The organism is Solwaraspora sp. WMMD937 (genome assembly GCF_029581175.1).
Lineage (GTDB): Bacteria > Actinomycetota > Actinomycetes > Mycobacteriales > Micromonosporaceae > Micromonospora_E.
This window is the reverse complement of the sequence record NZ_CP120738.1, coordinates 2,845,637-2,862,798: the sequence shown is the minus strand read 5'-3', so window position 1 is coordinate 2,862,798 and position 17,162 is coordinate 2,845,637. Positions and strand designations below refer to the sequence as shown.

General features: G+C 71.6%; 16 protein-coding genes. 10 read left to right on the top strand and 6 right to left on the bottom strand.

What is annotated here, in order from left to right; all coding sequences use genetic code 11:
• Nucleotides 1-56 precede the first annotated feature (56 nt).
• Both O7621_RS12555 and O7621_RS12550 read right to left on the bottom strand, forming a co-directional pair.
• Nucleotides 57-905: a lysophospholipid acyltransferase family protein gene (locus O7621_RS12555; RefSeq protein ID WP_282234120.1), complete on the bottom strand. Its 849-nt coding sequence runs from the start codon at nucleotides 903-905 to the stop codon at nucleotides 57-59.
• A gap of 125 nt (nucleotides 906-1,030) precedes the next feature.
• On the bottom strand, nucleotides 1,031-1,813 hold the full coding sequence (locus O7621_RS12550; protein ID WP_282234119.1) for a GNAT family N-acyltransferase: 783 nt from the start codon (nucleotides 1,811-1,813) through the stop codon (nucleotides 1,031-1,033).
• A gap of 120 nt (nucleotides 1,814-1,933) precedes the next feature.
• Between O7621_RS12550 and O7621_RS12545 the strand changes: the two genes are divergently transcribed.
• The 7 genes from O7621_RS12545 to O7621_RS12515 all read left to right on the top strand — a co-directional run bounded on the left by O7621_RS12545 (nucleotide 1,934) and on the right by O7621_RS12515 (nucleotide 12,052).
• On the top strand, nucleotides 1,934-2,704 hold the full coding sequence (locus O7621_RS12545; RefSeq protein ID WP_282234118.1) for a hypothetical protein: 771 nt from the start codon (nucleotides 1,934-1,936) through the stop codon (nucleotides 2,702-2,704).
• Nucleotides 2,705-2,717: 13 nt separating this feature from the next.
• Nucleotides 2,718-3,632 carry an ATP-binding cassette domain-containing protein gene (locus tag O7621_RS12540; protein WP_282234117.1) on the top strand — a complete coding sequence of 305 codons (915 nt, stop codon included), beginning with the start codon at nucleotides 2,718-2,720 and terminating at the stop codon, nucleotides 3,630-3,632.
• Nucleotides 3,629-4,456 (top strand): ABC transporter permease subunit, encoded by an 828-nt coding sequence (locus O7621_RS12535; protein WP_282234116.1) that lies wholly within the window; start codon nucleotides 3,629-3,631, stop codon nucleotides 4,454-4,456. Before O7621_RS12540 ends, O7621_RS12535 begins: the two co-directional genes overlap by 4 nt.
• Nucleotides 4,457-4,681: 225 nt before the next feature.
• Nucleotides 4,682-8,593 carry a multifunctional oxoglutarate decarboxylase/oxoglutarate dehydrogenase thiamine pyrophosphate-binding subunit/dihydrolipoyllysine-residue succinyltransferase subunit gene (locus tag O7621_RS12530; RefSeq protein ID WP_282234115.1) on the top strand — a complete coding sequence of 1,304 codons (3,912 nt, stop codon included), beginning with the start codon at nucleotides 4,682-4,684 and terminating at the stop codon, nucleotides 8,591-8,593.
• 13 nt (nucleotides 8,594-8,606) lie between these two features.
• Nucleotides 8,607-8,783 (top strand): DUF6104 family protein, encoded by a 177-nt coding sequence (locus tag O7621_RS12525; RefSeq protein WP_199757927.1) that lies wholly within the window; start codon nucleotides 8,607-8,609, stop codon nucleotides 8,781-8,783.
• A gap of 81 nt (nucleotides 8,784-8,864) precedes the next feature.
• A complete protein-coding gene (pta, locus tag O7621_RS12520; protein WP_282234114.1) occupies nucleotides 8,865-10,928 on the top strand; it encodes a phosphate acetyltransferase in 2,064 nt (687 codons plus the stop codon).
• Nucleotides 10,925-12,052, top strand: coding sequence for an acetate kinase (locus O7621_RS12515; protein ID WP_282234113.1), 1,128 nt, complete (start codon nucleotides 10,925-10,927; stop codon nucleotides 12,050-12,052). Before pta ends, O7621_RS12515 begins: the two co-directional genes overlap by 4 nt.
• 60 nt (nucleotides 12,053-12,112) lie before the next feature.
• Here the strand turns inward: O7621_RS12515 and O7621_RS12510 are convergent, their stop codons facing one another.
• Nucleotides 12,113-12,277 (bottom strand): hypothetical protein, encoded by a 165-nt coding sequence (locus tag O7621_RS12510; protein WP_282234112.1) that lies wholly within the window; start codon nucleotides 12,275-12,277, stop codon nucleotides 12,113-12,115.
• A 92-nt stretch (nucleotides 12,278-12,369) separates the two neighbouring features.
• Between O7621_RS12510 and O7621_RS12505 the strand changes: the two genes are divergently transcribed.
• A complete protein-coding gene (locus O7621_RS12505; protein WP_282234111.1) occupies nucleotides 12,370-13,329 on the top strand; it encodes a chlorophyllase in 960 nt (319 codons plus the stop codon).
• Between the two features lie 25 nt (nucleotides 13,330-13,354).
• Here O7621_RS12505 and O7621_RS12500 read toward each other — a convergent pair whose 3' ends face one another.
• The 3 genes from O7621_RS12500 to O7621_RS12490 form a co-directional block, all read right to left on the bottom strand.
• The gene (locus O7621_RS12500) at nucleotides 13,355-14,317 is read right to left on the bottom strand and encodes a zinc-binding dehydrogenase (RefSeq protein ID WP_282234110.1); all 963 of its coding nucleotides are present in this window, start codon (nucleotides 14,315-14,317) and stop codon (nucleotides 13,355-13,357) included.
• A gap of 54 nt (nucleotides 14,318-14,371) precedes the next feature.
• Nucleotides 14,372-15,538, bottom strand: a complete 1,167-nt coding sequence (locus O7621_RS12495) for an NADP-dependent malic enzyme (protein WP_282234109.1) — start codon at nucleotides 15,536-15,538, stop codon at nucleotides 14,372-14,374.
• 139 nt (nucleotides 15,539-15,677) lie between these two features.
• Entirely contained in the window at nucleotides 15,678-16,001 is a 324-nt protein-coding gene (locus O7621_RS12490) for a S24/S26 family peptidase (RefSeq protein WP_282234108.1), read from the bottom strand.
• A 115-nt stretch (nucleotides 16,002-16,116) separates the two neighbouring features.
• Between O7621_RS12490 and sodN the strand changes: the two genes are divergently transcribed.
• Both sodN and O7621_RS12480 read left to right on the top strand, forming a co-directional pair.
• Nucleotides 16,117-16,524, top strand: coding sequence for a superoxide dismutase, Ni (sodN, locus tag O7621_RS12485; RefSeq protein ID WP_123605226.1), 408 nt, complete (start codon nucleotides 16,117-16,119; stop codon nucleotides 16,522-16,524).
• 183 nt (nucleotides 16,525-16,707) lie between these two features.
• On the top strand, nucleotides 16,708-17,121 hold the full coding sequence (locus O7621_RS12480) for an ATP-binding protein (RefSeq protein WP_282234107.1): 414 nt from the start codon (nucleotides 16,708-16,710) through the stop codon (nucleotides 17,119-17,121).
• Nucleotides 17,122-17,162: the final 41 nt, after the last annotated feature.

Below are 17,162 nucleotides of genomic sequence, written 5' to 3'. Positions count from 1 at the left end.
CTGGGGAGCCGCTGACAATCAGCTGAGAGTGAGCTCGATGTCCGGGACGAGTGAGCTCAGCCGACGAGGTCGAGGGCGGAGCGGGTCGGTGCCGGGTCTCGGTCGGCGAGCCGGGCGAGGGCCCGCCGGTGCCGGGACCGGTCCGGCGGCAGCGGCGCACCGGCGTCCAGCGTCACCACCAGATCCCGCAGCCCCAGCACCCGCCGTACCGACGGCCACAACGCCTCGTCCCCGATGAACGCCGCCACGCTGGTCGGCACCGGACCGGCCGGCGCCAGGTCGACCGACCCGGCCGCCGGGGTCGCGGCCGGGCAGGCGAAGTGGTACGTCAGAGTGAGCGGGACGACCGGCACCTCCGCGTCGACCGCGGCCTGGAACAACGCGGGGCGAAACGGTGCCGGGCGCGGCGCACCCGAACTGCACCGACCGGCGGAGGTGACCCGGCCGGCGGTGCCGCAGGTCGTGGTGGCCTGCGGGAACACCGCGATCTGGTGCCCGGCGCGCAACGCAGCGGCGACGTCAGCGACCGTGCCGGGCAGCGTACGCGGCCGGTCGCGGTCGATGAACAGGGTGCCGCCGACCCGGGCCAGCGCGCCGATCACCGGCCAGCCACGGATCTCGCGCTTGGCCAGCAGCCGGGCCGGGGTGACGGCGAGGATGGCCAGGGTGTCCAGCCACGAGACGTGGTTGGCGGCCAGCAGTGCCGCCCGGACCGGCAGCCGGCCGACGAGCCGCAGCCGGACGCCGAGCGAGCGCAGCAGTCCGCGCGCCCACAGCCGCCCGGCGACCGGACGCAACCGCCGGGTGAGCAGCGGCAGCAGCACCAGCAGGACCAGCCCGGCGGCGAGCATGCCGAGCACGCCGGTCAGCCGGGTCAACCGGGTCAACCGGTTGGCGGCGGGCACGGTGGGCGGGGGCGGCAGGCAGCCGGCCCCACACCCTGATCGGGGTCGCCAGAAGGTGCCGTGCCCGAGCGGTCGCGGTGACCTGGCGAGCGGTCGCGGTGACCTGGCAGGCGATCTCGGTGCCATCACAGCTCCAGGAAGTGACGCAGGTAGCGGGGATCGATCCGGTCCAGCGACAGCAGCACGTACAGGTCGGCGACTGCGAAGTCGGGGTCGTACGCGGGTTCGCCGCACACCCAGGCGCCGAGTCGCAGGTAGCCGCGCAGCAACGGCGGCATGCCGACCCGGCCGGTCCTCGGCAGGACCGGTGCGGGTGGCGGTTCGGGTTCGGCGAGCCAGGGACGACGTGGCCGTACCCTCAGCAGCGGCGGGGCCAGGTGCCGGTCCCGGACCGTGCGCCAGACCGCGTGGGCGCTCGCACCGCCGTCGTGCAGCGGCACCGACGCACAGCCGCCCAGCCAACGCAGGTCACGTTCCCGCAGGTAGCGGGCGATGCCGGCCCAGATCAGGTTGATCACCGCGCCGCCCCGGTGGTCAGGGTGCACGCACGCCCGGCCGGCCTCCACCAGGTGGTCACGGATCAGCCGCAGTGGTCTGGTGTCGAACTCGGTGTCGGCGTACCAACGGCCGAGCCGGGCGGCGCGGTCCGGCGGCAGCAGCCGGTAGGTGCCGACCACGGCACCGGTCCGGTGCCGGACAATCAGGTGGTCACAGTGTTCGTCGAACCCGTCAACGTCCCGGTCGGCGTCCGACCCGCCGGAGCGGGTGTCGCAGCCGGCACCGAACTCGGCGGCGAACACCTGGCGGCGCAGTCGCTGCGCGGCGGCGACCTGATCGGTGTGATCGGCGACCGAGACGACGTACTCGCTGGTCCTGGTTGGGGTAGCGGCGGTCAGCAACACGGCCATGACAACTGTGTAAGGTGCCCCGGAACCGTCGGCGTGTCGGTAGCGGATGGCACCGGTGTCGATCCGGTGAACGGCGGTGTCGATCGAACGGCGGTGGCGGCCGACTGCGAGGATGGTCCGATGCTGATCTCCGCCCGGTTCAACGGCCCGACCGGCTCCGCCAACGGCGGGTACGCGGCCGGCCGGTTCGCCCAGGCGCTGCTGTGCGCCGAGCCGGCCACCGTGGTCGGGGGTCGGCCGGTCCGGGTGACCCTGCGCCGGCCGCCGCCGCTGGACACCGAGCTGCGGGTGGTGCGTACCGCCGACGACACCCTGAGCGTGGAGACCGGCGCCGATCCGGTCACGCTGATCGCCGAGGCCGAGGCGGTCGACGGCTCGATCGACGGGCTGACCGGCCCGGTTGACGGCTCGGGCGGCCCGGTGGGCGGGCCGACCGTACCGCCGGTCGATCTGGCCACGGCGGAGGCTGCCAGCGCCCGGTACCCGGGCCACGACGCGCATCCGTTCCCGGACTGCTACGTCTGCGGCCCACGGCACCCCGACGGTCTGCGGGTGTTTCCCGGGCCGGTGGGTGACGGGCGCAGCGCCGCGCCGTTCGTCGTCCCGGACGACCGTACGGTGCCGACCGTCTGGGCCGCGTTGGACTGCCCCGGCGGCTGGACGGTGCTCGCCGCGGGCCGGCCGTACCTGCTGGGCCGGATGACCGCGACGGTGGCCGCGCTGCCGGCACCGGGCCAGCGCTGCGTGGTGGTCGGCGAGTTGCTCGGAACCAGCGGCCGTAAGGCCGAGGTACGCACGACGCTCTACGATGCTGCGGGACAACCGCTGGCGGCGGCCCGGGCGACCTGGATCGCCATCGCCGGCCCGCCGTCGGATGCCGGGGCGGTGTGACGAGAGGAGCCACATGTCGGAGGACGGACGCATCGTCGTCTCCGGGCTGACCAAGCAGTACCGCAACGTCCGAGCGGTCGACGATCTGTCGTTCACCGTGGAGCCGGGGCGGGTGACCGGCTTTCTCGGCCCGAACGGGGCCGGCAAGACGACCACCCTGCGGATGATGCTCAACCTGGTCACGCCGACCAGCGGTCATGCCACCGTGGGCGGGCGGCGGTACGCCGACCTGACCGATCCGCTGCGGCACGTCGGCGCGGTGCTGGAGGCGTCCAGCGCGCACAAGGGCCGCTCCGGCATCAACCATCTGCGGGTGATCTGCGCCGCCGCCGGGATCCCGCTGCGCCGCGCCGAGGAGACGCTCGGCCTGGTCGGGTTGACGCCGGCCGCGAAGCGCAAGTTCAAGGGCTACTCGCTCGGCATGCGGCAACGGCTGGGGATCGCCGCGGCGATGCTGGGCGACCCGAAGGTGCTGATCCTCGACGAGCCGGCCAACGGCCTGGACCCGGAGGGGATCCGCTGGATGCGGGACCTGCTCAAGTCGTTCGCCGCGCAGGGCCGTACCGTGCTCGTCTCCAGCCACCTGCTGGCGGAGATGCAGTTGCTCGCCGACGACGTGGTGATCATCGCGGCTGGTCGACTGGTCCGACACGGCCCGGTCGCCGAGGTGATGGCCTCGATGTCCGGTGCCCCGACGATCCGGGTCCGCACGCCGCACGGCGAGAAGCTGACGGCGGCGTTGAGCCGGGCCGAGGCAACGGTGCAGACCGCGCCGGACGGTGCGCTGCTGGTCGTCGGGGTGGACGCGCCGACGGTCGGCCGGACCGCGCTGGCCGAGGGCGTCGAGCTGCACGAGTTGAGCACCGAACGACCCGACCTGGAACGGGTCTTCCTGGAACTGACCAGCGCGAAGGCGGCCATCCGATGAACCTGGTACGCAGCGAGCTGCTCAAGATCACCACCACCGCCACCTGGTGGGTCTTCGGCCTGATCTACCTGCCGCTGTGGGCGGTCACCCTGCTGGTCAACTACGTACAAACCAGTGTGCTGTCCGACCCGGAGCGGTTCGGCCCGACGACGCCGGAGAACGACGAGGTGCTCAGCGCGGTCAGTGAGGCGCCGGCGCTGGCGGCCAACCTCTACACCAACGGCCAGTTCTTCGGGCTGCTGGTCGTGATGCTGCTCGGCGTGATCGTGGTGACCAACGAGTACTTCCATCAGACCGCGACCACGACCTTCCTTACCAGCCCGCGACGTACCGAGGTGGTGCTGGCGAAGCTGGCCGCCGCGTCGCTGCTCGGCTTCGTCTTCTGGCTGATCACCACGGTGGTCAACCTGATCGCCGGCGCGCTGGTGCTGGCCACCTTCGACATCGGTCCGGAGTTCGGCTCGGGCGCGGTCTGGGAGGCGGTCGGGCTCAACGGCCTGGCCTACCTGTTGTGGGCGATCTTCGGGGTCGGCTTCGGGGTGCTGATCCGCAGCCAGCTCGGGGCCACCGTCTCGGCGATCCTGCTCTACCTGGGTGGCTACCTCGGCACGGCGATCATCCTGGCCACACTGGCGTCCCGGTTCGGCGACTGGGTCAGTGACCTGCAGTGGTTGGTGCCCTCGATCGCGTCGCAGCTGATGGTCGCCGGCACCGACCTGCCGGACAGCCCACCCCGGTGGACCGGTGCGCTGATCCTGATCGCTTACGCGCTGTTGACCGGCATCGTCGGTACGGTGATCACCCGCCGTCGGGACATCTCCTGACCGGTCAGGCATACCCCTACTGACCTGCCATTCCGGCCGGTACGGCAACCGCCGTACCGGCCGGTGCGGCTGGGGCAGCCGTTGTGAAAAGTGACACGAGCCGCATGCGACAATGCCGCCCGTCGGCGTACGGCGTAGCCTGGTAGCCGTCCCCGACCAGCGCCCCGACCCTGGTGGCGTCCCCGCGTGACAAATCCGACCGCGTGAAAGAGGCGATTACCGGCCGTGTCGACCCAGCAGACTTCGCAGGACAATCCGCTGGCGGGCTTCGGCCCGAACGAGTGGATCGTCGATGAGATGTACCAGAAGTATCTCACCGATCCCGCCAGCGTAGATCCGGCTTGGCACGACTTCTTCGCCGACTACAGCCCCGAGCAGGTCGCCTCGCCGACCGAGGCGGCCGCCGCGACGGCGACCACGGCCGCCGCCCGGGCCGGCACCGACGCGCCGGCCGCACGGTCCGTCCAGCAGACCGAAGCGTCCGCGCCGGGTCGCGGGAACACCCGCCGGGCGGCCGAGCCCGCCGCGGCCAAGAGCAGCCCCACCCGGGCGGACGCGCCGACCGGCAGGACGGCACCGGCAGGCAAGACAGCACCGACCAGGCCGGCCGCCGGCACGGAGAGCACCGCAAAGACCGCCGCCGGCAAGTCCACCGGCGGCCGGTCCGCCGCGACCAGAACGGCGACCAAGGCACCGGCAGACAAGGCAGCAGCAGACAAGGCACCCGGCAAGGCACCCGCCGGCAACGGTTCGATGGCCGGCGGCAGCCGGCAGACGCCGCTGCGCGGGGTCGCCGCCCGGATCGTGCAGAACATGGACGCGTCGCTGGCGGTGCCGACCGCGACCAGCGTGCGCGCGGTCCCAGCCAAGCTGCTGGTCGACAACCGCATCGTGATCAACAACCACCTGGCCCGGGGCCGTGGCGGTAAGGTCAGCTTCACCCATCTGATCGGGTACGCCATGGTCCGGGCGCTGGTCGAGCACCCGGAGATGAACAACTCGTTCGCCGAGATCGACGGCAAGCCGAACATGGTCGCGCCGGAGCACGTCAACCTCGGCATCGCCATCGACCTGGCCAAGCCGGACGGCTCCCGGACCCTGGTGGTGCCGTCGATCAAGGCGTGCGAGCAGATGGACTTCCGGCAGTTCTGGCAGGCGTACGAGGACGTGGTCCGCCGTGCCCGCCGGGGCGAGCTGACCATGGACGACTACAACGGCACCACGATCTCGCTGACCAACCCGGGCGGCATCGGCACGGTGCACTCCCAGCCCCGGCTGATGACCGGGCAGGGGGCGATCATCGGCGTCGGTGCGATGGAGTACCCGGCCCCGTACGCCGGAATGTCCGAAGAGACCCTGGCCGACCTGGCGGTCAGCAAGGTGATCACGCTGACCAGCACCTACGACCACCGGATCATCCAGGGTGCGCAGTCCGGCGAGTTCCTCAAGACCATGCACGAGCTGATCCTCGGGGAGCATGGCTTCTACGACCAGCTCTTCACCGCGCTGCGGATCCCGTACGAGCCGGTGCGCTGGGTGCGCGACGTGGCGGTCAGCTCCGAGGGGCAGATCAACAAGACGGCGCGAGTCAACGAGCTGATCCACGCGTACCGGGTGCGCGGGCACCTGATGGCCGACACCGACCCGCTCGAGTTCAAGATCCGTAAGCACCCGGACCTGGACGTGCTGCAGCACGGCCTGACCCTGTGGGACCTGGACCGCACCTTCCCGGTGGACGGCTTCGCCGGCCAGCAGCGGATGAAGCTGCGGCAGATCCTCGGCGTGCTGCGCGACTCCTACTGCCGCCGGGTCGGCATCGAGTACATGCACATCCAGGATCCGGAGGAACGCCGCTGGATCCAGGAACGCATCGAACGCGGCTATGAGAAGCCCGACGCGGCCGAGCAGAAACACATCCTGAACCGGCTCAACGCGGCCGAGGCGTTCGAGACCTTCCTGCAGACCAAGTACGTCGGGCAGAAGCGCTTCTCACTGGAGGGCGGCGAGTCGCTGATCCCGCTGCTGGACGAGGTCCTGCAGTCCTCGGCCCGGGCCGACCTCGACGAAGTGGTCATCGGCATGGCCCACCGGGGCCGGCTCAACGTGCTCGCCAACATCGTCGGCAAGCCGTACGAGAAGATCTTCTCTGAGTTCGAGGGACACCTCGACCCGAAGTCCACTCAGGGCTCCGGGGACGTCAAGTACCACCTCGGTCAGGTCGGCAAGTTCACCACCCCGGACGGCGAGCACGGCATCACCGTGTCGGTGACCGCCAACCCGTCGCACCTGGAGGCGGTCGACCCGGTGCTGGAGGGCATCGTCCGGGCCAAGCAGGACCGGATCGACCTCAAGTTGGAGGGCTACACCGTGCTGCCGCTGCTGGTACACGGTGACGCCGCGTTCGCCGGGCAGGGCGTGGTCGCCGAGACGCTCAACCTGTCGCAGCTGCGCGGCTACCGGACCGGCGGCTCAGTGCACGTGGTGGTCAACAACCAGGTCGGTTTCACCACCGCACCGGAGCACAGCCGCTCGTCGCTCTACTCCACCGACGTGGCCCGGATGATCCAGGCGCCGATCTTCCACGTCAACGGCGACGATCCGGAGGCGGTCGTCCGGGTCGCCCGGCTCGCCTTCGAGTACCGTCAGGCGTTCAACAAGGACGTCGTGATCGACCTGGTCTGCTACCGGCGGCGCGGGCACAACGAGGGCGACGATCCGTCGATGACCAACCCGTTGATGTACGCGATCATCGACTCGAAGCGCAGCGTCCGCAAGCTCTACACCGAGGAGCTGATCGGCCGGGGTGACATCACCATCACCGACGCCGAGGAGCTGCTGCGCGACTACCAGACCCAGCTGGAGCAGGTGTTCAAGGCGACCCGGGACGCCGCCACCTCGGCTACCAGCCGGTTGCCCAGCCGCCAGCCGGAGCCGGAGCCGCAGGTGGCGACTGCGGTGGACGCCGCCGCCGTGCGGGCGGTCGGCGACGCGCACGTGGACCTGCCGGAGGGCTTCACCCCGCACAAGCGCATCCAGCAGCTGCTGGAGCGACGGGCGAAGATGTCGGTCTCCGGCGACATCGACTGGGGCTTCAGCGAGATCGTCGCGTTCGGCACGCTGCTCGCCGACGGCGTCACCGTCCGGCTGGCCGGCCAGGACTCCCGCCGGGGCACCTTCGTACAGCGGCACGCCTCGGTGGTCGACGCCCGCACCGGGCGGGACTACCTGCCGCTGGCCAGCCTGGTCACCGACGAGTCGCGGTTCTTCGTCCACGACTCACTGCTCAGCGAGTACGCGGCGATGGGCTTCGAGTACGGCTACTCGGTGGAGAACCCGGAGGCGCTGGTGCTCTGGGAGGCGCAGTTCGGCGACTTCGTCAACGGCGCCCAGTCGATCGTCGACGAGTTCGTCTCCTCCGGCGAGGTCAAGTGGGGGCAGCGGTCGGCGCTGACCCTGCTGCTGCCGCACGGCCACGAAGGGCAGGGTCCGGACCACACGTCCGGGCGTCCGGAGCGTTACCTGCAGATGTGCGCCGAGGACAACATGCGCATCGCGATCCCGACCACCCCGGCGAACTACTTCCATCTGCTGCGCCGGCAGGCGCTGTCGCCAAAGCGCAAGCCGCTGGTGGTGTTCACCCCCAAGTCGCTGCTGCGGCACAAGCTCTGCGTCTCCTCTGTCGCCGACTTCACCTCCGGCACCTTCCAGCCGGTGCTGCCTGACCCGGTGGCCGACGGCCGGCCGGAATCGGTCAAGCGGGTGCTGCTGTGCACCGGCAAGGTCTACTACGACCTGCTGCAGGCCCGTGCGGAACGGCACGCGGTCGCCGGCGGCAACGGTCAGCTCGACACCGACACCGCGATCATCCGGATGGAACAGCTGTACCCGCTGCCGGTGGAGCAGATCCGGGCGGCGCTGGCCGGCTACCCGAACGCCGAGGACTTCGCCTGGGTCCAGGAGGAACCGGCCAACCAGGGTGCCTGGTCGTTCGTCGCGCTCAACCTGCTGGAGCATCTCGACGGTGTACGGCTGCGGCGGATCTCCCGGCCGGCGGCGGCGGCGCCGGCGGTCGGCTCGACGAAGCTGCACGACGTCGAGCAGTCCGCGCTGATCGACGCCGCGTTGCCGCGACGCTGACCGGGGGGCACGCGTGTACTTCACCGACCGGGGCATCGAGGAACTGGCGCAGCGCCGCGGCGAGGAGGAGGTGGCCATCTCCTGGCTTGCCGAACGGCTGCGTGACTTCGTCGACCTGCACCCGGAGTTCGAGACCCCGGTGGAACGGTTCGCCACCTGGCTGGCCCGGCTCGACGACGAGGACGACTGAGCCAGGCGTTGACGCTGGACCCACCCGGGCCGGGACCAAGGTCACCAGACTCCGGGCGCCTGCGCCTTGTACGTTGGGGCGGTGGCGCGAAGTGTCTACCTGGCCGGTCTCGGCCCCGGTGGCGGCAAGTCCACCGTCGCCCTCGGCCTGGCCGAGCTGCTGTCCCGCCGGGTCGAGCGGATCGGGGTGTTCCGGCCACTGCTCGCCGGTGCCGGCCCGGACGCGACCCTGACCCTGCTGCGTGAGCGCTACCGGATCGACCTGCCCGACGACCAGCTGTACGGGGCCAGCTACGCCGAGGCCGCCGAGCTGGTCGCCGACGGCCGGCGGGAGGAGCTGATCTCCCGCATCGTCGACCGGTACCGCGAACTGGAGCGGCGCTGCCCGGCGGTGCTGGTGGTCGGCAGCGACTTCGACGACACCGGTGACAACGGCGGTCTCCCCCGCGAGCTGGCGTTCAACGCCCGGCTGGCCACCGAGTTCGGCAGCGTGGTGGTGGCCCTCGTCGACGGGATCCGCCGGGACGCCGCCGAGGTCGCCGGCGCGGCCCGCAGCGCGTACCACTCGTTGACCGAGCTCGGTGCGACGGTGCTGGCCGTGATCGCGAACCGGGTCGACGCCGGGGTGGTGACACCGACGCTGCCGGTACCGGTCTACGCCATCCCGGAGATCCCGGCGGTCTCCGCACCGACCGTCGCCGAGGTCGCCGGCGCCCTCGACGCCGCCGTGCTGGCCGGCGACGACACCGCCTTGAGCCGTGATGTGCTGGACTTCGTGGTCGGCGCGGCGCACGTGCCGGTGCTGCTGGACCATCTCGTCGACGGCGCGCTGGTGATCACCCCCGGCGACCGGGCGGACCTGCTGGTCGCGGTCAGCGCGGCGCACGCCGCCGGGCTGGTGTCGCTGGCCGGGGTGGCGCTGACCCTGGGCGAACGGCCCGACCCGCGGGCGATGCGCCTGGTGGAGCGGCTCGGCACCAACCTGGCGGTGCTGTCCGCACCGGCGGACAGCTTCCATGCGGTGGCCACCGCCGGACGGATCTCCGGCCGGCCCAGCACCGCGAACCCTCGCAAGGTGGAGGCTGCGCTCGGCGCCTTCGAGTCCAGCGTGGACACGACCGAGCTGGCCCGCCGGCTGGACGTGACCCGGTCGGCCCGGGTCACCCCGATGATGTTCGAGTACGCGCTGATCGACCAGGCCCGGGCCGCCCGCCGCCGGCTGGTGCTGCCGGAGGGCACCGACGAACGGATCCTGCGGGCCACCGAGATCCTGCTACGGCGCGGCGTCGCCGACCTGACCCTGCTCGGCGACGCCGACGACATCGGCCGCCGGGCCCGCGAGCTGGGCGTGCAGATCGACGGGGTCGGCGTCGTCGACCCGGCGGTCAGCCCGTGGCGCGACGACTTCGCGTCCCGGTACACCGAGCTGCGCCGGCACAAGGGCGTCACCTGGGAGCTGGCGCACGACGTGATGGGCGACGTCAACTACTTCGCCACGATGATGGTGCACGTCGGGCACGCCGACGGCATGGTCTCCGGGGCGACCCACACCACCGCCGCGACGATCCGCCCCGCCTTCGAGATCATCAAGACGCTGCCGGACGTGTCGGTCGCGTCCAGCGTGTTCTTCATGCTGCTCGCCGACCGGGTGCTGGTTTACGGCGACTGCGCGGTCAACCCGGACCCGGACGCCGACCAGTTGGCCGACATCGCGGTCAGCTCGGCGCAGACCGCCGCCCGGTTCGGCATCGAGCCACGGGTCGCCATGCTGTCCTACTCCACCGGGACCTCCGGCAGCGGCGACGACGTCCGCAAGGTCGCCGCCGCCACCGACCTGGTCCGCAAGCGCTGCCCGGACCTGCTGGTCGAGGGCCCGATCCAGTACGACGCGGCGATCGACCCGACGGTCGCCGCCACCAAACTGCCCGGCAGCGACGTCGCCGGGCGGGCCACCGTCTTCGTCTTCCCCGACCTGAACACCGGCAACAACACCTACAAGGCGGTGCAGCGTTCGGCCGGTGCGGTCGCCGTCGGACCGGTGATGCAGGGTCTGCGCCGGCCGGTCAACGATCTGTCCAGGGGAGCCACCGTGCCCGATATCGTCAACACCGTGGCGATCACCGCGATCCAGGCGGCCGCGCGATGAGTGACGTAGCCCGGATCCTGGTGCTCAACTGCGGCTCGTCGTCGCTGAAGTACCAGCTCTTCGACGGCGACAAGGTGGTCGACAAGGGCACCGTGGAACGGATCGGCGAGCCCGGTGGCGGGCCGGCCGACCATGCGGCCGCGCTGCGGCTGATGGCCGAACGGGTCGACCTGACCGGCCTCGGCGGGGTCGGGCACCGGGTGGTGCACGGCGGTGTCCGGTTCGCCGAGCCGACGCTGATCACCGACCAGGTGGTCGCCGAGATCGAGCGGCTGGTGCCGCTCGCCCCGCTGCACAACCCGGCCAACCTGACCGGGATCGCCCAGGCCCGCCGGCTGCTGCCCGGTGTGCCGCAGGTCGCGGTCTTCGACACCGCTTTCCACCGCACCCTGCCGCCGGAGCAGGCCAGCTACGCGATCGACGCCGACACCGCGCAGCGGTACGGCATCCGCCGGTACGGGTTCCACGGCACCTCGCACGCATACGTGTCCCGGCGGGCCGCCGCCCTGCTCGGCCGGGCACCGGCCGACGTCGATGTGATTACCCTGCACCTGGGCAACGGGGCCAGCGCCTGCGCGGTGGCCGGTGGCCGCAGCGTGGCGACCTCGATGGGGCTGTCACCGTTGGAGGGTCTGGTGATGGGCACCCGCAGCGGTGACCTCGACCCGGCGGTGGTGTTTCACCTGGAGCGGGTGGCCGGCTGGTCGACCGCCGACGTTGACCGGCTGCTCAACCAGCGCAGCGGTCTGGTCGGGCTGACCGGGGCCGGCGACATGCGCGAGGTGCTGCGCCGCCGCGCCGACGGGGATCCGGCGGCCCGGCTCGCCTTCGACATCTACTGTGCCCGGATCCGGTTCTACGTCGGCGGATACCACGCGCTGCTCGGTCGGGTCGACGCGATCGTCTTCACCGCCGGGGTCGGCGAGAACGCCGCCCCGGTGCGGGCGGCGGCGCTGGCCGGGCTCGACCGGATCGGTGTCCAGGTCGACGCGCGGCGCAACGACGAGGGCCGAGGCGAGCGAATGATCTCCCCGGACGGCAGGCCGGTGCAGGTGTGGGTGGTCCCCACCGACGAGGAGTACGAGATCGCCAGTCAGACGCGGGCGGTGCTGACCGACGGCTGACCCCGGGCCGACCCGGGTCACTGGTGCCGGGTCGGGGCCGGCCGGCCGGCCGGCGAAGGATCAGAGCACCAGCCAGAGGGCGATCGCGACCACGATCGCCACCGCGACCGCGACACCGATGATCAGCGGTAGCCGGGACGGCTGGTCGGCGACCGGCTGCGGCGAGGTCTGGAAGGCCCGGAAGGCCTCGGTGTTGCCGCTCGGATCGACGTACTCGTCAGACATGACGAAAACCCTAGCGAAGTCAACCGGACGCTGCCACGACCGGCCGGCGCGAGCCGGTGGTCGACCCGGCGGATGCCGGTAACAATCGTCCAATGCGTGACTTCCGTCCGGTGGTAGCCGGCCTGCTCACCGTCGGTCTGCTCACCACCACGCTGGCCGGATGCGGCACCGCCGCCGCGCCCGGCCCGGTGACTGACGCCCCGGCTGCGACGCAGACCGCCGCGGCGGGACAGCCTGACTCGACGTCGGCGCAGCCCGACCAGCGGCCCGGCCGACCGGCGCCGACGCGGCGACTCGACGTCGGGACCCGCACCCTTGATCTGAACCGTGGTGACCGGCCGCTGCCGGTCACCGTCTGGTACCCGGTCGGCGGGGACGGTCCGTACCCGGTGGTGCTGTTCAGCCACGGCCTCGGCGGCAAGCCGGCCGACTACCGTACGGTGCTGTCCGAGTGGGCGGCGGCCGGGTTCGTCGTCGCCGCCCCGACCTACCCGTTCACCAGTCAGGGCGGCTCCGGCGGCAACGCACTGGACGTGCTCAACCAGCCGGCGGACGCGTCGCACGTACTGGACGAGTTGCTGGCGCTCGACGGCCGCGTCGGTGACGAGTTCGCCGGCCGGCTCGACGTCGAAAGCGTCGCCGCCGCCGGGCACTCGGCCGGTGGTGTCACCACCGTCGGGTTGTTCACCGCTGCCCGGGACGACCGGCTGGACGCGGGCGTCGTGCTGGCCGGCAGCGCGCTCGGCGTCGGTACGGCGTTCAGCGGGGCCGCCGCACCGCAGCTGTTCATCCACGGCGAGCTGGACGAGGTGGTGTCGTACGCGTCGGGCAAGGCGGCGTACGACCGGGTGCCGTGGCCGAAGGCGATGCTGAGCCTGCCCGACGGCGACCACGGTCAGTCGCTGCTGCGGCCCGGCAACCCGGCGTACGACGTGGTGCTCGGCACCAGCACCGACTTCCTGCGGTGGACGCTGTACGGCGACGACGCCGCCCGGCAGCGGCTGGCCGACGACCCGCCGGCCGGGGTCGCCGTCTTCGACGATCAGCTCTGACCCGGCCCGTTGGTGACGCGGCTGGTCAACGCCGGTGGTCGAGCACCAGTTTGCCGAACGTGCTACCGGCGTGCAGCCGGGTGAATGCGTCGCGCACCTCGCTGAAGCCGTACTCGGTGTCGACAACCGGCCGGATGCCCCGCTGCGCGCACAGCGCCAGCAGGTCCCGCAGCTCGTCGGGAGTGCCCATCGAGGTGCCGAGGATCTCCAGCTGCATGGCGAACACCCGGCGCAGGTCGACAGCGGGCAGGTGGCCGCTGGTGGCACCGGACACGACGATCCGGGCACCCGGCGCGGCGGACTTCATCGAATGGTCGAAGGTGGCCGCACCGACGGTTTCGATCACCACGTCGACCCGCTCCGGTAGTCGGCTGCCCGACGCCAGAGCGGTGGCACCGAGCGCGGCGACCCGCTCCTGCTTTTCAGCGTCCCGGCTGGTCGCGTAGACCCGCTTGCCCAACGCGACGGCCAGCACCACGGCCGCCGTCGCCACCCCACCGCCCGCTCCCTGGACCAGCACCGACTCGGCCTGGTCGACCCGGCCCCGGGTGGTCAGCATCCGGTACGCGGTCAGCCAGGCGGTGGGCAGGCACGCCGCCTCGGTGAAGGTCAGCCCGGCGGGTTTCGGGATCAGGTTCGACCGGGGCACCGTTACCCGGTCGGCGAACGTGCCCGGGTAGCGCTCGGACAGGATCGACATGCCGCGCGGGTCCGCCGGATCGGGCACCACCGAGTGGACGACGACCTCGTTGCCGGCGTCGTCGACCCCGGCGGCGTCACAACCGAGGATCATCGGCAGCCGGTCGGCGGGCAGCCCGACGCCGCGCAGCGACCACAGGTCGTGGTGGTTGAGGGAGCTGGCCCGGACCTCGACCACCGTCCAGTCCGGGGCGGGCGGGTCCGGTTCGGGCAGCTCACCGACGCGCAGCGCGGCAAGCGGGTCGTCGGCGTCGACGGTCGAGGCGAAGGCAGCTCGCATGCACCGCACGCTAGCAGCCGTGGTGCCGGCCGGCGCGCCATGCGTTCCGGCCGGCACCGCGGGTCAGCGACGGGCGACGCCGTCGCGGCGGGCGGCGGCGGCGACCGCCGCGGCGACCGCCGGCGCGACCCGGGGATCGAGTGCCGACGGCACGAACGCCTCCGGTTGCAGCAGGTCGGCCACGACGCCGGCGATCGCGGCGGCGGCGGCCACCTTCATCCCCTCGGTGATCCGGGTGGCACCGGCGTCCAGGGCACCCCGGAACACGCCGGGGAAGGCCAGCACGTTGTTGATCTGATTGGGGAAGTCGCTGCGGCCGGTGGCCACCAGGGCGGCGTACCGGTGGGCGATCTCCGGGTGGACCTCCGGCGTCGGGTTGGCCAGCGCGAAGACGATCCCGCCGGGTGCCATGCCGGCGACCGCCGATTCGTCGATCTGCCCGCCGGAGAGGCCGATCAGCACATCGGCACCGACCAGCGCGTCGGCGATGCCACCGGCACAGGCAGCGGTCATCGCGGCCAACTCCGCCTTGACGCCGGTAAGGTCGGCCCGGTCGGAGTGGATGATGCCGCGGGAGTCGCAGACCACGGTCTTCGCCGGGTCGACGCCGCCGGCGATCAGCATCCGGGTCACCGCGACGCCGGCCGCGCCGGCACCGCTGATCACCACCCGCAGATCGCCGAGCTTGCGGTCCAGCAGGGCGACCGCGTTGCGCAGGGCGGCCAGCACCACGATCGCCGTGCCGTGCTGGTCGTCGTGGAAGACCGGGATCGGCAGCGCCTCGTCGAGGCGGCGCTCGATCTCGAAGCAGCGTGGCGCGCTGATGTCCTCCAGGTTGATCCCGCCGAACGATGGCGCCAGGGCGGTGACCGTCGCCACGATCGCGTCGATGTCCCGGGTGTCCAGACAGATCGGCACCGCGTCGACGTCGCCGAACTGTTTGAACAGCACCGCCTTGCCCTCCATGACGGGCATCGCGGCGCGTGGGCCGATGTCACCGAGGCCGAGCACCGCGGTGCCGTCGGTGACCACCGCGACCGTGTGCGACACCCAGGTGTAGTCGTCGACCAGGGTCGGATCGGCGGCGATCGCCTCGCACACCCGGGCCACTCCCGGCGTGTACGCGAGCGAGAGGTCGTCCCGGTCGGCCAGCGCGACGGTGGGCGTGATCGCCATCTTGCCGCCCCGATGCAGGTCGAAGACCGGGTCAGAGATTGCCACAGTAGACATGGTGACTCCAGAGCCGTTGAGCGTGATAAATAGCCGCCGGCTCGGCGCGAGGTCAGCGTTGACCGGCGAGGCGCTGCGGGGGTCACCCGGATTCCGTGTCGAGCATAGTGTCACACAGCACCGTTTCCTGCGAAGTGGTTCACCGCAGTCGGTGACCCGGGCCCACCCGGCGTGGCCGCGGCCAGTAGCGACACAGCACCCGGCCACGCACGTCGGCCACCCCGAAGGCACGCGAGTCGTCGGTGACCAGATCGTTGTCCCCGCGCAACCACCAACCGCCGGATTCGGGCCGTACCGCTCGTTTGACCACCAGCAGTCCGGGACGCGACCGGAAGGTGGCGACCACCACGTCCCCCGGGCGGACCGCCCGGCCGCCCCGGCGGACCAGCAGCGCGTCGCCGTGCCGCAAGGTGGGGGCCATCGACGGTCCGTGCACGAGCACGGCGAACAGTGGTGAAAGCACTTGTACCTCCCGCCAGGTCCGCGAGCCCGATGCGCGATAGGGTCGGCAGGGAGGATCATCCTCCAGCTTACGCGTGCCGGCGATCGTGCCGCCGGCCAACACACGGAGGGTCCTGATGCGACTTCTACGCATGTTTACTCCGCGCACGGTGGTCAGCGCCCACTGCGACCTGCCCTGTGGCGTCTACGACCCGGCGCAGGCCCGGATCGAGGCCGAATCCATCAAGGCGATCGCGGAGAAGTACCAGGCGAACACCGACCCGGAGTTCCGCACCCGGGCGCTGATCATCAAGGAGCAGCGCTCCGAGTTGGTCAAGCACCACCTGTGGGTGCTCTGGACCGACTACTTCAAGCCGCCGCACTTCGAGAAGTACCCGCAGCTGCACCAGCTGTTCAACGAGGCGACCAAGCTCGCCGGTGGCGGCGGCGGGACCAAGGCGTCGGTCGACCCGGCCAAGGCGGACGAGCTGCTGGTCAAGATCGACGAGATCGCGAAGATCTTCTGGGAGACCAAGCAGGCGTGATCCGTCGGTCCGGCCGGTGCGCATCGCGCACCGGCCGGCCGGGTCCGCCGGGCACGGGCCGCCCCGCCGAGGCCGTGGTAGGTGCCGCGTACCACCCGCCCGGCTCGGTCGGACGACGAATCGCTCCGGATGACACCGCAGGGATAGACGTCAACCGGTAGAGTCCACGCGGGGGTATCCGGGATGAGTTCGCTGGTCACACAATCCGAGCCGACCGTCGATGATGACGTGGTGCTGCTCACCGTGCCTGCCGACGGTGGCTACCTGAGCGTGCTGCGTACCGCGACGGCCGGGCTGGCCGCACGCCTGCACTTCGCGCTGGACGAGATCGAGGATCTGCGGATCGCGGTCGACGAGGCCTGCGCCATGCTGCTCGCCGTCGCCACCCGCGACGCGGACCTGCAGTGCCGGTTCTCGGTGACCGACGACGCGCTGACCGTCGAGGTCGCCGTCGCGACGGTACGCGGTGCCCGGCTACCACCGGACTCCTCCTTCGCCTGGAAGGTGCTCCGGGCGCTGACCAGCTCGGCGTCGGCGACCGCCAGCAGCGGCCAGGCCAGCATCAGACTGCTCACCCGCCGGTCCGGCGGCCGCTGACCTCCGCAGGAGTTCTCCACCGGCGGCTGTCCCGCCGGTGT